Annotated in this window: 14 protein-coding genes; all 14 read right to left on the bottom strand. The window is 53.2% G+C overall.

From position 1 onward, the window contains the following. Window positions 1-3: 3 nt before the first annotated feature. Window positions 4-1,011, bottom strand: coding sequence for an NAD(P)H-dependent glycerol-3-phosphate dehydrogenase (locus GCWU000342_RS04565; protein ID WP_006906117.1), 1,008 nt, complete (start codon window positions 1,009-1,011; stop codon window positions 4-6). 2 nt (window positions 1,012-1,013) lie between these two features. Next, the gene (gene plsY, locus GCWU000342_RS04560; RefSeq protein WP_006906116.1) at window positions 1,014-1,679 is read right to left on the bottom strand and encodes a glycerol-3-phosphate 1-O-acyltransferase PlsY; all 666 of its coding nucleotides are present in this window, start codon (window positions 1,677-1,679) and stop codon (window positions 1,014-1,016) included. Continuing rightward, the gene (gene der / locus GCWU000342_RS04555; RefSeq protein WP_006906115.1) at window positions 1,676-3,001 is read right to left on the bottom strand and encodes a ribosome biogenesis GTPase Der; all 1,326 of its coding nucleotides are present in this window, start codon (window positions 2,999-3,001) and stop codon (window positions 1,676-1,678) included. The genes plsY and der overlap by 4 nt, the downstream gene beginning before the upstream one ends. Before the next feature lie 17 nt (window positions 3,002-3,018). After that, complete coding sequence (locus tag GCWU000342_RS04550; protein ID WP_006906114.1) at window positions 3,019-4,368, bottom strand: DUF512 domain-containing protein; 1,350 nt, start codon at window positions 4,366-4,368, stop codon at window positions 3,019-3,021. A gap of 18 nt (window positions 4,369-4,386) precedes the next feature. Then, on the bottom strand, window positions 4,387-5,325 hold the full coding sequence (pgeF, locus tag GCWU000342_RS04545; protein ID WP_006906113.1) for a peptidoglycan editing factor PgeF: 939 nt from the start codon (window positions 5,323-5,325) through the stop codon (window positions 4,387-4,389). Between the two features lie 30 nt (window positions 5,326-5,355). Further along, window positions 5,356-5,706, bottom strand: a complete 351-nt coding sequence (locus GCWU000342_RS04540) for a YraN family protein (RefSeq protein WP_006906112.1) — start codon at window positions 5,704-5,706, stop codon at window positions 5,356-5,358. A gap of 18 nt (window positions 5,707-5,724) precedes the next feature. Beyond that, window positions 5,725-6,507, bottom strand: coding sequence for a ribonuclease HII (locus tag GCWU000342_RS04535; protein ID WP_006906111.1), 783 nt, complete (start codon window positions 6,505-6,507; stop codon window positions 5,725-5,727). 8 nt (window positions 6,508-6,515) lie between these two features. Further along, window positions 6,516-7,100, bottom strand: a complete 585-nt coding sequence (lepB, locus tag GCWU000342_RS04530) for a signal peptidase I (protein WP_006906110.1) — start codon at window positions 7,098-7,100, stop codon at window positions 6,516-6,518. A gap of 37 nt (window positions 7,101-7,137) precedes the next feature. Next, window positions 7,138-7,983, bottom strand: a complete 846-nt coding sequence (gene ylqF, locus GCWU000342_RS04525; protein WP_006906109.1) for a ribosome biogenesis GTPase YlqF — start codon at window positions 7,981-7,983, stop codon at window positions 7,138-7,140. 11 nt (window positions 7,984-7,994) lie between these two features. Then, window positions 7,995-8,648: a signal peptidase I gene (gene lepB, locus GCWU000342_RS04520; RefSeq protein ID WP_049921545.1), complete on the bottom strand. Its 654-nt coding sequence runs from the start codon at window positions 8,646-8,648 to the stop codon at window positions 7,995-7,997. Between the two features lie 224 nt (window positions 8,649-8,872). After that, a complete protein-coding gene (gene rplS / locus GCWU000342_RS04510; RefSeq protein ID WP_044958880.1) occupies window positions 8,873-9,226 on the bottom strand; it encodes a 50S ribosomal protein L19 in 354 nt (117 codons plus the stop codon). A gap of 194 nt (window positions 9,227-9,420) precedes the next feature. Then, window positions 9,421-10,122, bottom strand: coding sequence for a ferric reductase-like transmembrane domain-containing protein (locus GCWU000342_RS04505; RefSeq protein ID WP_006906105.1), 702 nt, complete (start codon window positions 10,120-10,122; stop codon window positions 9,421-9,423). A gap of 9 nt (window positions 10,123-10,131) precedes the next feature. Then, the gene (locus tag GCWU000342_RS04500; RefSeq protein WP_045000315.1) at window positions 10,132-13,890 is read right to left on the bottom strand and encodes an FMN-binding protein; all 3,759 of its coding nucleotides are present in this window, start codon (window positions 13,888-13,890) and stop codon (window positions 10,132-10,134) included. Between the two features lie 163 nt (window positions 13,891-14,053). After that, the gene (trmD, locus tag GCWU000342_RS10160; protein WP_006906103.1) at window positions 14,054-15,349 is read right to left on the bottom strand and encodes a tRNA (guanosine(37)-N1)-methyltransferase TrmD; all 1,296 of its coding nucleotides are present in this window, start codon (window positions 15,347-15,349) and stop codon (window positions 14,054-14,056) included. Window positions 15,350-15,356: the final 7 nt, after the last annotated feature.

Below are 15,356 nucleotides of genomic sequence, written 5' to 3'. Positions count from 1 at the left end.
CTTCTACCAGGAACAGTGGTCCAGCTCCGCCTTCTTCTCTCTTCCCATCAGTTCAAGAACCGCCTTCCTGACATCCATTTGCTCAAAGAGAACCCGGTTAACCTGCTCAATAATCGGAAGATCCACCCCGTATCTCTGGCCTAAAGCCCTGGCTGCCCTGGCGGAATAGACTCCCTCGACCACCATTTTCACCTTGTCCATGGCCTCCTGCGCGGAATCGCCCTGTCCGATATAATAGCCCGCCATACGATTTCTGCTGTGCATGGACTGGCAGGTGACAATCAGGTCGCCGATGCCGGAGAGCCCGGCCAGGGTATCCTCTTTGGCTCCCATCGCGACCGCGAGGCGGGTGATCTCCTTGATGCCTCTGGTAATCAGAGCTGCCTTGGTATTGTCCCCATAGCCAAGTCCGTCGGACATCCCTGCCGCAAGAGCAATGACATTCTTGAGAGAGCCTCCGATTTCCACCCCAAGCAGGTCCGGGCTGATATAGACCCGGAAGTTGGCGTTCATAAAAAGCTCCTGGGTCAGAAGGGCCAGATCATGACTCTTCGAGGCCGCGACTACCAGGGTCGGAATCCTCCTGACAACCTCTTCCGCATGGGATGGTCCTGACAAGGCGGCGGTAAGGGCTCCCTTCAGAACGTCCTCAAGGATTTGGGTTTGACTGTAAAGGGTCCCCTCTTCAATCCCCTTTGAGACGGAGACGATCTTCTGATCCTCCGGGATCAGGTCCTTTATTTTTTTTGCCGTTTCTCTGGTCGCTTTTGATGGAACCGCAAAGACGAGGAGATCCTGATTTTTGACAGCCTCCTTCAGCTGGCTGCTGTAGCGGATCTCACGGGGCAAGACCACTCCGGGCAGCTTACTCTCATTGGCAGAGGTCCGCTGCATCGCAAGAACCTCTTCCTCTCGATGGGACCAGAGGGTCACCGTATGTCCGTTTCCGACAAGAAGGACGGCCAAGGCCGTCCCCCAGGAACCAGCTCCGAGAATGCAAATCCGAGCCATATTCACTCCTTCTTATGCAGGGAGATGGGATTCTCCTCTCCTGCCAAAAGCCGCTTGATGTTGCTGCGATGGCGAATCAAGATGAAAAGCAGGACAAGCCCGCTGACCAGATATGCCCAAGAGAGCTGATTCTGATAAAACATCAGATGACCGGTCGATCCGAGAACCAGCACCTGAACAAAAAAGATGAAGGCCGCCAGCATCGATCCCAGAGAGACAAAGCGGGTTTTAATCACCGCCGCGAAAAAAACAATGGCGATCAGGGGAAAGGTCTGCGGAAAACAGGCTAAAATCAAGCCGAGGGAGGTCGCCGCCCCCTTGCCGCCCTGAAAGCGCATATAAATTGGATAATCGTGTCCCATAACGGCCCCGAAGGCCGCCAGCAGAGCGAGAACATGGATCAGTTCTTTCGCGTAAAGGGGATTTCCTCCATAGATCAGATGTATGACAGCGACAGCAATCATGGATTTTAAGACATCCAGAATCAGAGTGATAAGGGCCGCTCTCGGCCCCAAAATGCGCAGGGCGTTGGTCGTTCCGATGTTGCCGCTGCCCTCTTTTCTTAAGTCTACGTGAGCGCGCTTTCCCAGGAGAAAACCTGAGAGAAAATTTCCGCAGAAATATCCGATCCCCAGGGAAACCAGGACTGCAATTACAAATGGACTCATGACTTGTCATCCCTCTGTCTGGTGATCATGCGCAGGGGCGTTCCCTCAAATCCGAAATTCTGACGGATCTGATTCTCCAGATATCTGACATAGGAGAAATGCATGAGCTTCTTGTCATTTACAAACACAACAAAAGTGGGCGGTTTGACGGCCACCTGGGTCACATAGAAGATCTTCAGGCGCTTTCCCTTGTCTGTGGGAGGCTGCTGCATGGCGACAGCCTCTGCGACGATCTCATTGAGAACGCCTGTCCCCACCCGCATGGTAGAGGCGGCAATCACCTGATCAATGGCCTCATAGAGCTGCCCCAGTCTCTGTCCGGTCAGGGCGGAAATAAAGATAATTCTGGCGTAGAGCATAAAAGACAAGGTCTTGTGAATCCTGTCAATCTGGTCAGACATGGTGTGATTATCCTTCTCAACCGCGTCCCATTTATTGACGGCGATGATCACGGCCTTGCCTCTCTCGTGCGCGATTCCGGCGATCTTGGCGTCCTGCTCAGAGACTCCCTCCGCCCCGTCGATCACAAGAACCACTACATCGGCCTTCTCCACCGCGGCGACCGCGCGAACAATGGAGTAGCGCTCAATGTCCCCCTGAATTCTGGATTTTCTTCTGAGTCCGGCGGTATCGACGAAGATATAGTCCTTTTTGTTGAACCTGACCCTGGTATCCACCGCGTCACGGGTCGTGCCCGCGATATCGGAGACGATCAGTCTCTGCTTGCCGCAGAGCCTGTTGATCAGAGAGGACTTGCCCACATTCGGCTTTCCAACGACGGCAATCCGCGGCGTGTCGTCCTCCCGGTCCAGGATATCGGGCTCCGGGAAATGCGCGATCACAGCATCGAGCATATCTCCAAAACCCAGCTTGCCCGCGGCGGAAATCGGATGGGGATCCCCGATCCCAAGATTGTAGAACTCGTAGCTGTCCATCACATGCTTGTCGAAGTCGTCGACCTTGTTGACAACTAAGACAATCGGTTTTTTAGAGCGGCGGAGCATATCGGCCACCTTGGCGTCCGCGTCCACCAGCCCCTGGCGGACATCCGTCATGAAAATAATAACATCCGCCGTATCGATGGCAATCTGAGCCTGTTCTCTCATCTGGCTCAAGATAATATCCGAGGAATCCGGCTCAATTCCCCCGGTGTCGATCATTGTAAACTCATGATCAAGCCAGCTGACATCCGCATAGATACGATCTCTGGTCACCCCCGGCGTATCCTCGACGATGGATATGCGCTCGCCTGCCAGGGCATTGAACAGGGTTGATTTTCCTACATTTGGGCGTCCGACCACGGCCACAACCGCCTTGCTCATATGCTCCTCTTTCCCGCTTAACGTATATGATTCCTGCGGGACTTAAGAATTGCCTCCAGCAGGTCATCTCCGCCCGATTCTACAATATCGACCGGTACTTGTAAAGTTTGCTCCACTTCCTCCACTGTCACATCATCTAGAAATACATTCTCTCCGGAGCGCAACATATTGCATGGAAGGAGGAGTCTTTCTCCCAATTTCTGACCGGCCAGCTGGCTGATCAAGTCCCCTCCTGTGATCAGTCCCGACACAGTAATCCGCTCCCCATAAAAATGATTATGAATGGTGTAGACCCTGACCTTAATTCCGGGAAATCTTGCCTGGGCCTGATCGCAGAGCGCGCGAATAAAGGGGGCGGCTAAAAGCCCTGTCGCGATGGACAGCTCCTGCTCCTTTTTCACCTCCTCATCCGCGTCCAGATCCCGCAGAGCCGCCCGAAACTCCTCCATCAAAAGACGAAGCATCCCCACGCCATTCTCCAGCTGTGTGTATCCGTCATAGACCTCCTCCGGGGGAATTTCCTCCTCAGCCAGAAGGTAAAACTCATCTCCGGCCTGGACGAAGGGATGACCAAATCGTTCCATAGAAAAGGCCTGCCATCTGCGGATCTGCTCGACAACCTCCCTCGCGTCCTCCTTCTTGAAGGGCTTTAGGGGATAGAGACCCTGGCGAAATCTGGTCAGGCCGACGGGGACGACGGAGAGCGTTCCCATATAGGGATAGAAGGACAAGAGATCCTTTATGGTCCGGTCCAGATGCTCTTTGTCATTTAAGCCCTTACATAAGACCACCTGTCCATTCATGGAAATTTCCGCGTCATAGAGCTTTTTGAGCTTGTCCATGAGCTGACCGGCAAAACGATTGTGGAGCATTTTCTCCCGGAGCAGGGGTTCTGTGGCCTGGACAGAAACATTGATCGGTTCCATGCGATAGGCGATCAGACGGTCGATCTCTTCTTCCTTCATATTGGTCAGAGTGACATAATTGCCCTGCAGAAATGAGAGGCGGGTGTCGTCGTCCTTGAAGTAGATGGTCTTTCGCATCCCCGGCGGGTTCTGGTCAATAAAGCAGAAGAGACATGCGTTGGAGCAGGATCGGTAGTCATCTAAGAGGCCGTTGACAAAAGTGACGCCTAAGTCCTCGCCCTCATCCTTCTCTATTTCCACGAGATGCTCAAGTCCCTGGGCGTCCCGAATCAAAAGAGTCGGATCCTCCTCGTCCGAGTAGTAATGATAATCAAAAATATCGGCCAGCCTGTGTCCGTTGATGGAGACGATCACGTCACCCGCCTCTAAGCCCGCGTCATAGGCAGCCGAACCCGGTCTGACATATTCAATTGTATGGGACGCGCTGGATTCCATACCCATCTTCCCGGCTCCTTATCTTCATCTGTCAATCACGCGCGGGGTAATCATAAGAAAAGCCCCAAGATTTCCCCTTCTCCCATGGGAGGCCCGGTGGGAAAAAAGCTTATCTGAATTACAGCAGGTGCAGAGATTGCTGACAATGATCCGGTCAGAGGAGAGACCCGCGTCTAAAAACACGCGTCGGTTGCACTCCCAGAGGTCCAGCTGCCCATGCTCTTGATCCGTAAAATCCGCAACACCAGGACCGAATTCCTCTGTAAAGCTCTCCGCTAAATCACGGCTGACTTCATAGCAATCGCGGCAGATCGAGGGGCCGATCGCGGCCAGCATATCCTGGGGCCTGCTCCCATAGGCCTCTCCCATGGCCCTGACGGTCTTAGCCCCCATACGTCCAAGGGTCCCCCTCCAGCCCGAGTGGGACAGGCCGATCGCCCTGTGCACGGGATCAATCAGATAGAGAGGGACGCAGTCAGCGTAGAAGGTTGCCAGAAGCAGACCCGGGACGTCCGTGATCAGGCCGTCCGTATCCCTGTAGTCCCTCTCTCTTGTAATTCCCTTGCCCGCGTCCTCGGCCGTCACCAGGCGGATATTGGTCGTGTGGGTCTGGTCAGAGGTCACAATGTGCGCCAGGTCCGTTCCCATAGCCCTGGCCACCCGTCGATAGTTCTCTGTCACAGCCTTTGGATCATCTCCCCTGGTGTAGGAGAGATTGAGACTCCGAAAAATCCCCCGGCTGACGCCCCCGGCGCGGGTGGTAAAGCAGTGACGAATCCAGGCCTCCCTCGACAGACTCTCAAACGCAAGCAGGGGCAATCCATCCAATTCGTCCGCCTTTCTCTTTGCATTCTCTCTTCCCGAACCCTTTTGTTCATATGTGCGCAGGGAAAAAACCCTCTCTTTATTTTTCAGTACAAAATTCTTCAGCTCAAATGATGAACCCGATACGCTTGACGTCAAAGTCTCACCTCTTATTCCATCAGATACCTGTCAGAAGGCCCCCCGGTAATGCCGGATCTCTTCTCCCTCGATCGCGACCAGATCAAAGCGGACAGGTGTCGTCTGGCAGATCCCGTGCGTCAGGCAGTAATAGCCAGCCACCTTGCGAATTGTCCTCATCTTGGACGGACCAACTGCCTCCTCCGGGAGGCCGAAGCGGCGGCTGCGTCGGTATTTGACCTCGACAAAGACCAGACAGGTCCCCTCTCTTGCGACCAGGTCGATCTCTCCCAGGCGACAGGAAAAGTTGAATTCAACAAGGGTCAAACCCTGCCCGGTCAGATAGTCGCCTGCCCTGCGCTCATAGAAGCTCCCCTCTTTTCTTCGATTGACACTCCCCATAGTAATCCCCGTCCCCCGTCAGACAGACTGCGGGCCTGTGAAATGTCCGATAAATGACCTTCGATGAATCGGGGTGGGCCCCATCTTTCTTAAGGCCCTGATGTGATCCGCCGTTCCATATCCCTTGTTCTTGGCAAAGCCATAGCCCGGATAAGTCTTGTCGTAATCCTCCATCATATGATCCCGGGTCACCTTGGCGACAATGGAAGCCGCGCCGATGCTGATCGACCTGGCATCCCCGTGTATGATCGGGATCTGCCTGACCAGAAGCCCCGGCACGGTCACGGCGTCATTCAAGACGAGCTCCGGCGCCGGATCCAGCTGACTGACCGCCTCTCGCATAGCCTCATAGGTGGCCTGAAGGACATTGATCTGATCGATCCTCCCGGGTGAATTCATCCCGATGCCGACCGCAAGAGCCTCCTCCATAATCTGCCTGTAGAGCTCCTCTCTCTTTTTGGCGGAGACCTTCTTGGAGTCATTGATTCCGAGGATCCGATGCCCCCTGGGAAGAATCACGGCTGCCGTCACAAGAGGTCCCGCCAGAGGTCCACGCCCCACCTCGTCCATTCCAGCGACATACTGACAGCTTTGCCAGGCCTCTCTCTCAAAGACCATGAGTTCATCAATGCGGGCTTCTTCCCTCCTTCGCCGATCCAGTTTCCTTCGCGCCTGTTCCACAATTGTCTTCACGCCGCTTCTGCCATCAGACGCATACGCGTCGATGAAGGTCTCAAGCTTCTCCTCGGGACAGGCCCGCATATGCTCGCGAATCCGCCCGATGGGCTCCTGGTCTGTCATATTGCCTCCTACATACTGTGCCGGACCAGACCGAACTTATTCAGCGGCCAGATTCTGAGAAAGGCCTTGCCGACCATACTCTTTCCACTGATCAGGCCAACCCTCGAATCCCGGCTGTCCATAGAGTTGTTTCGGTTGTCCCCCAGGACAAAGTACTGGTCCTCTCCCAGCTTGATCGGCTCCTGCGCCAGGCCCGGATTGGAAATGACCTCTCTGCCGAAATTCTCCTCTAAGACCTGCCCGTTGATATAGATCTTGCCGGAGCTGTCGATCCGCACTGTCTCGCCGGGAAGACCGATCACCCGCTTGATGAAATAGGTGGACGGGTTCTGGGGGTAGGGAAAAACCACGATGTCAAACCGCTTTGGACTTCCCAGGCGGTAGGATATCTTGTCGACAATCAGGTTGTCCCCGTTATCCAGCGTGTTCTCCATAGAGGAACCGTTGACCTCTGTTCTCTGTCCCACGAAAGTCACAATCAGATAGGCGGCCAAAATCACCAGGGCCAGATATAAAATTGTCGATAAGACCTCTCTGACCGGATTCTTCTCCTGTCTCTTCTCGATTGTCTCCTGTCTCTTCTGCTCTTCCACGTGAACTCCTTATCATCTCTTTGGCAAAATACCCTTCTTACTCCGCCGTCATCTCAATGCTGATCCTGCCCAGCTGTCCCTTGCGGAACTCATCCAGAAACAGATCCGCTGTCTTTCGGTAGTCTATCTCATTTCCCCGCACAAGACAGCCCCTCTTTAGGGCAATTGCCGACAGAATATCGACATCCTCTTTCTCTTCGTCAACGGCATAGCGGTCCGATAGGACTCCGGGATAAGCCTCTCTGAGAAAATGAATGACTTTTAGGGACAGATCTTCCACCTGCAAAACATGATCAGAGATGGCTCCGATCATGGCCAGATGGATTCCTGTCTCCTGGTCCTCAAATTTGGGCCAGAGGATCCCCGGCGTATCCAAAAGATCAATATTGTCTCTCAGGTGAATCCACTGTTTTCCCTTGGTAACTCCCGGTTTGTTTCCGGTTCTGGCCGCTGCCCTGCCGGCCAGTGAGTTGATCAGAGTCGACTTGCCGACATTTGGAATACCCGCAATCATAGCTCTGACCGGCCGGTTTTTAATCCCCCGCCGCAGGTCGCGGGCCCTCTTCTTTTCTGTCGCGTCCATAATCGCCTTTTGCATGGGCTTGCGCAAAGAAGCTGACCTGGAATCCAGCGCCAGAACAGTCATCCCCTGACGCTCAAAATATTCCTTCCAGCGGGAGGTCATCTTGGGGTCAGACAGGTCGGCCTTATTGAGCAGGATCATCCGCGCCTTATCTCTGGCCAGCTGATCAATCTCCGGGTTTCTGCTGGCCAGAGGAATACGGGCATCCAAGAGCTCGATCACCAGATCGATCAGCTTGATATCCTCCTGCATCTGTCTTTTTGCCTTGGTCATATGGCCCGGAAACCATTGAATATTCATCTCAACTCCTCTTATGACGCGGGCCCGAAGTGGGACAGGCTGACATCAAACCAAATTTTACCGACAAAGTCCCTCCTGGAGAGCAGACCAATGCTCGCGTAGCGGGAATCCTCACTGTTGTTGAAGTTATCGCCCATCACCAGATATTGATCATCCCCCAGCTGCGTCTTCTCCGCCAGATTTCCGGCGTAACCGATACCGCTGAAGCTGACAGTTCCCTGGCGGAAGGCACTGTTGTTGACATAGAGCCTGCCTCCGGAAATATAGACGGTATCGCCGGGTCTGGCAATCAGCCTCTTTACCATATACTGGGCATTTTGCCTGCCGGACGGGCGAAAGACAACCAGGTCCCCGGCTCTGGGTTTTCGAATATGATATACCAGGCGATTGACAAGGACCCGATCCCCTGCCCGCAGGGTCGGCTCCATGGAAGAACTGGAAATCGTTATTGTCCTCCCGAACGAAAAAACCAGGAAAAAGGCCAGGAAAATAACCGAGCAGATCTGAGCAGTCCAGATCAGGCGGGCTTTGATCTCCTCTTTTGATCTGGGTCTTCTTCGCTGTGAAAACGAGAGATTCTTTGTTGTCCGCCGGGTCGATTCCTCACTCTTCTGTAGAAAGATATTCTTGTTCATGTGTCCGGGATCAGGTCGAAATCTGGACATAAGGCGCTCCTTGGTCGAAAAAACTTGCTACTATTTTATCTGATCCCTCCCGGCCCTTCAAGAAAGCAGGCGTGCGCGTCAAAAGAAACAGCAAAGACAGTGTGCGCACGTCAAAGGAAGACGAAAAAAGAGAGCCTCCTCTCATATCCCCGCTCACCTCGTCGAGCGTACAAGGCATATAAGAGTCAGCTCTCCCTTTTTCATGCTTCATTATTCCCGCAGAATCAGCGGATGATCTCCTTGACCTTGGCGGACTTGCCGACACGGTCGCGAAGATAATTGAGCTTGGCGCGGCGAACCTTACCCCGGCGAACCACCTCAACCTTCTCAACCCGGGGGCTGTGCAGGGGCCAGGTCTTCTCAACGCCGATCCCGTTGGAGAACTTGCGGACTGTGAATGTCTCACGGTTGCTTCCGCCCTGCTTCTTCAAAACAGTTCCCTCAAAAATCTGGATACGCTCGCGGTTGCCCTCCTTAATCAGGTTATGTACGCGGACCGTATCACCCACGTTAAAATCCGGGGCCTGATCCTTGAGCTGTTCCTTCTCAATGTTAGCGATTATCTCGTGTGCGTTCATGGGTTTCCTCCACATTCATCTCGATGTTCTTAATGCCGTCCGCAACAGAGGACCATCTCCAAATAAACAACAGTGCAACTATAGCACAAGGTCCGATTGCCGGCAAGCTTTTTCGCCGGCGACGAAAGCGGGTATCCGTCACGGCATCCAAAGCGCCGCGTCGAAAGCCAGCGTCTCGCCCGGGATCCGGGCTCTTACGCCAGACGCGCCTGCGCCGCGCTCTTCTTCTGCATGTGGATCAGGATGGCCTTCTTGAGGCGCAGAACGACATAGGCGACATAAATCACCGTGTAGACGATGATCGAAAGCCGGTTCTTCTCCGGCGCCATGGAAAAAAGAACCATGACATGCACGTAGAGAAGGATGTAGAAGGGGTAGGCCAGCCTCTGGAGATTCTTCCAGGATTTTCCCTTCATTCTTCTTCGCACCGTCCCGAAGGATGTCACAAAAAGGGGAATCATCATCGCGATCAGCGTCATGCTGATCAGAGCCGCGATTCTGGTCTGAACTGGCATGAAAGCGTCCTTGTCAAAGAAAGCGACAAAATAGTGAATTCCAAAGAGAATGTTGTGGGTCAGAGCCATCAGGCAAGCCACAATGGACATCTCTCCCCGAATCCGCATATATCGCCTTGTGAGAGCGCTATGCTTTCTGATGACGCCCAGATACATGACGATGATAAAGGTCGCTGTTGCCATGACCCCTCTGTGAAAGAGGTCCGTGACAAATTTCAGCCCCGCCGGCATGACCTGATCATATCCTCTGCTGTAGATCACGACCATGAGAAGGACGAGAGCGTAAAAGCAGAGATAGAATCCTCTGCTGTATTTTTTCATTAGATCCGCTGCCGCGCCGTAAAAGACAAGCGCGATCAGCAAGCCTGCAATCAAATTCATAGATCTCTCCTACTCTACTCTGATCCCTATGCTCTTGCTGGAAACCCCGGTCACATAAGTGGAATGAAAGCGCAGCTTGACCACTGTGTAGCCGGCCCTGGTCATATCCGGGCTCCCGACAATCTCCATGCGAACAGACCCGTCGTCTGGCAGATTTTTAATCATGGCCTTGTAGTCGTCTTCTGTCGGAGCCGGGTCGCCAACCTTTTTGTTGATAATCAGAGAGCCCTTAAATTGAGCTGTGAACTCATTTGCATAGTGATCGCCCTCATCATTGTCATTGATTCCGTCCCGGTCACGATCCTGGTAGACGCCCAGGCTTGTACTCATGACAATCTTCTTGCCGGCCTTTTTTCCATAGAGCTTAACCGGATAGGTCCGGTAGAAGCTCCCGTCAAAATCCGCATCGGGAATGTCGATCTTACCTGTGATGCTTCCATTGGAAAGAGACAATCCGCTGGGCAGGCCCTCCGCAGAGATCAGCTTTATCCCGGAGGAGCAGGATACCTTTGTATCAGAGAAAACCTGATGGTTTAAGCTCACCGCCGGGAAATTCACCTGGATATCTCCCGCCTTTGCTTCCTGAGCAGGCCCCTCCGGCTGACTTCCGGCCTTCTCCACAATCAGGGCGACGCTGACCTTAGACAGGCCTGAGACATACTTTGACTTAAATTGCAGCTTAACAATCTGGTTCCCTGCCACTGACATGTCCGGATGTTTCAGCACTTCAATCGTCACGGAATCGTCGTCCGGTATATTTTTAAAGAGGGCCCGATACTCTTCCATTGTCGGCTCCGGATCCCCTGCTTCTTTATAGATCGCCTTTTCCTGGTAGGTCTGTCCCTTAAAGAGCGGAGTAAACTGGTTCGCATAGTGCTCGCCCTCATCGTTGTCACTGATGCCGTCCCGATCCTTATCCTGGAAGACAAGAAGCTTCTTTTGAACCGTCAGCTCCTGACCGGCCTTACTTCCAAGAATTGTAAGCGAATACTCTTTGGACATGGAATCGTCGAACTCAGAATCCGCGATGTCAATGGCTCCGCTGATTTTCCCGTCTCGATAGGAAAGTCCTCCCGGAAGGCCCCGGACTTGACGGACTAAAACCCCCTCTCCGGTTTTCACAGGAATCCCTTCTACTTTCTGGTGATTGAGATAGCTTGCGGCAAAATCCGCCTGAATCTCATCTTCTCCTGTGGGCTGACCGGGATTGGGAGAGGGCTGATCTGCCTTGTCTTCATCCACGGTGATAAAGAGAGCGAAATTGGCGTTCTCATTGTCCTCAAAAGAGGAATCCATGCAGGGCAGGGTCATCTTCTTAAACGCGATTCCCTCATTGGATTCATAGAGATAAATCTGTCCGCTCTTTGCGCGGGTCCTGAAGCGAAGCTTCTTTCCAAGCTCCTGGCTGGAAAGCTTGATCGTCTGCCGCTCAGAGATATTCTCGCTCTTCTCATCAGACATCTGCGGTTGATCCAGTGTCTTCCAGTCTCCATCACCGATCCTGTATTCCATGGACACGATATAGTCCTTGCTGTAAGCTCCAAAGACGATTCCAAGTCTCGCGCTCCGCTTGGACTCCTTATGGGTGATATCCGTAATCAGCGTTCCGTTTTTGACGAACTTGGAAATGTCCATTCCGTCTTTGATCTCCTGGCCGTCCTGTGCCCGAATCTCAAGTCCATACTGTCCGAAGCTGGCGTAAGGAACTGAAACCTTACTTCCGTCCTTTTTGGTCAGCTCCACAACAAGTCCGCTCAGATCCAGCGGTTTCTTCCGATTCTGCTTCAATTCAGACTGCTTGTTATAGACATTGATATCCGACGGGGAGACGATAGAAATAGAGACGATCTCATTTCCCGTCTTCGCGTCTGTCTCAGACAGCTCCAGGGCCTGATCGACAGACCTGGCCAGTCCTCCGGCGCTGATGGTGGCCCCTGAAACAGCGTCAAAGACATCTCTCTCCCCCATCTTCTCCTGAAGGAAGGCCTTGATCGCCCTTGATACCTCGCTCGCCTTCTTCGAATCGCTGATTTTAGCGGCATAGTCCTTGCCAATCAGCTTCTCGGCCATTTTCTTAGGATTATCCGCGGCGAGAATCCGATCGAGATAGTCGTGGTGCAGCTTCATGACGGCAATGTTGTGCCGGCCCTTCTTCTTATCCATGAGGAAGGGCACCACTTTGACGGCTCTGGCCCGGTACTCCTCGCCGTCATCCGCGTAGTCCTTGCCCTGTCCGACCTCAATGTCTTTGATTTCATTGTCCTCGATGGAGACCTGGGTCTTCAGCCTGCCCTTGGAAGTGTTAAAGCCTGCTCCCAGCCCCTGATAGCTTCCTGATTTCAGCTCTCCCTTGCGCAAAAGAGCTGCAATGTTCTTTCTGGTCTTATCCTCAAGGATCTTCCCCTGCTTGGGCAAGGGCTTTGTTGTCCCGCCCATCGGCTGAAAGAAGGAGACTTCCTCTCCTGTGCCCGATTGATTCAACTCGACCGCCTTTGACAGAGCGTCGTTGACCGCGTTGATGATCCCGCGGCTGCTGTATGTCGCCCCGGAAACCGTGTCGATCGAACCGGACTTCTTCCCCTTCATGCTCTCAAGCACGGCAAGTGAGCGCTGGAAGAAGCGGCGGGAATCTGACTGTTCGACCACCTTGATATCCGCTACCTTTCCGTCCTTTACACTGACTTGAACAGTAATCTCACTCTTGAATCCGTCAGCAGACCCCTGGTAGTCGCCGTCTTTGAGGGTCCATTTCTCTTTAGAATCCTTGCCCGGATCCGGCTTGGATGGATCCGGTTTAGAGGGACCGTCCGGCTGACTGGGATCAGGCCTGGATGGATTCTCCGGCTTGACTTCAGGCGTCGGGATCTGCCCACTTTCTGACTTTTCGGGGTTCTTCACAATCGCCTTGGACAGGGCGTTGTTGACCGCGTCGATGATTCCGCGACTGCTGTAGGTTGCCCCGGAGACCGTATCGACAGATCCGGTCTCTCTTCCCTTCATCCGGCCAATGACAGCCAGAGCCCGATTGAAATAAGAGGGCGTATCTGAATTGCTGAGGACTTCGACATCTGCGATCTTCCCATTCGCGACAGTCACACGCACCGTGATCTTCCCGTCAAAGCCATCCGCGGACCCCTGATAGCTTCCGTCCTTTAGTTTACTGTCCTTGGGAAAAACGGTGGGAGACACGGTCTTCTGCAGGCGATCCAGGCGGGCTTTCCGGGCCTTCTGCTTCTCCTGCGACTGCTCCTTGGCCTGACGCTGATGCTCCTCGATTTTCCCTTCCAGATTTGACTCCTGAGCCACAGACCTGCCATCCGGAAGCGCCTGCTGCAAGGCCCTGAAAACCGCCAGCTTCAGAGCGTCAGAAGAAATGGTGGCTCCGGAGACAGCATCTACGTCCGGACTGTTGGTCGCCTTGATCTGCTCTAAGACCTTCTTTGCCCTGGCGAAGTATTCCGGCGACTCATTCTGAGACAGGATCTCGATCTCGGCGATCTTGCCGTCTTTGATGGTTACCGCGACCGTCACCTGACCTCCATAGCCCTGGGCGCTTCCTTCATAGCGGCCATCCTTGTAACCCTCTTTCTGTGCCTCGGCCATTGCGCCCGACATCTTCCCGGAGTCGGCGAGGGATTCCTGCTGATTCTTCGATTCCTTCGAAGAGCTCTTGTCCCCTCCCTGGCTGATCACAAAAATGATCCCTGCACTGATCGCAATGATCAGGGCAAGGGTCAGAATTGAACTGAAAATGTGCCTGACTTTCATACGTTCCCTTTCTAAGAAATGCTCCCCGTCTGAAGATAAGAGGGTATTAGCACTACCTAACATTAGCATTAACTAACTTATCGGGGATCGATAAAAAAGTCAAGTATTCATCCAACAAAACACCAAATCATCAAATTCGACAGCAAATACAATAAACTAAAAATCACTGCAGAAGCAGCACCGGTCCTTTTGCCGCGTAGATTCCGAATGACTCCAGATCTCCTACCGGGAATGGATCTTCCTCGTCCAGGTAATATACCGGCCTCAGCCCCTCCATAAGACCTGATGTGATCCCCTCTTCAATAAAGGCGATCATTTCAGGGGACACCTTGTCCTTCAGTTTTTCTCTCAGGGCGCGGATTCTGGCATTCGCCGGCCTCTCCCTGGGCGTGTAGACTAAAAGCCTGGTCCGTCTGACCTCCGTCAAGCCAAGCAGCTTTGCCAGCTGCTTCGCCTCATTAATATCATCCGTATCATGCATAATAAAGCGGCGAATCCCCGGTCTGTCCTGTTCGCGGATCAATCCCTGTTTTTTCAAAAAAGAAACAGGACTTTCGGCTTCTTTGACAGGGTCCTCTGTAGCAATATCCCTGATAAATGTATCTCCGGTCGGATGCGCAAAATAAGAGGCCTGGTCCCTCCGGTCGCGCATGAGAATCACATTTCTGTCCCAGCAGACAATCTCCCCATATCCCAGCTCCAGCAGATTTAAAAGATCCGCGTATTCTCTCTTGTGCCGCAGGAGGATCTCCTCTAACTGGACCAATCTGCAGTAATCCCGATAGAGGTCTTCTCTTCTTTCTCTCGTCCTCTGAATCGACTCCTTGATCCGCCAGCTCCTAATTCTGGCGGCGTCTCCGGACAAAAGAACCGATGGAACCGCCTTGTCATGCCAGACCTCAGGCCTGGTGAACTGGGGGTACTCCAACAGCTTTCCATGGAAGGACTCGATCTCGGCGGAGGCGTCATTTCCCAAAACTCCGTCAACCAGACGGGCTATGGTATCGATCATGACCATGGCCGGCAGTTCCCCTCCCGTCAGAACATAGTCGCCGATCGAGACATAGTCTGTGACAATTTCCTCCAGGACCCGCTCGTCAACGCCTTCATAATGTCCGCAGAGGAAAATGAGGTCATCATTTTTAACCAGTTCTTCCGCTATCTCCTGGCAAAACGGCCTTCCCTGCGGTGTCACATAGATCACCCGTTTCTTATGGCCGTCCGGAATCTGAGAGAGCAGGTTCTGATAACACTGATAGACCGGCTCCGCCTGAATCAGCATACCGGCTCCGCCGCCATAGGAATAGTCATCCACCTTGCCATGCCTGTTATCGCTGTAATCGCGAATGTTGACGCAGTTTAATGAAATCAATTTCTCCCTGAGAGCACGTCCCGTTATGCTGTTTGCCAATCCCTGCGCAATCATTTCAGGGAAAAGAGTCATGACGTGAAATTGCATCTGTTTT

The sequence above is a fragment of the Shuttleworthella satelles DSM 14600 genome (assembly GCF_000160115.1).
Taxonomy (GTDB): domain Bacteria; phylum Bacillota; class Clostridia; order Lachnospirales; family Lachnospiraceae; genus Shuttleworthia; species Shuttleworthia satelles.
The sequence above is the reverse complement of the archived record's forward strand: the minus strand, read 5'-3'. Positions and strand labels throughout refer to the sequence as shown.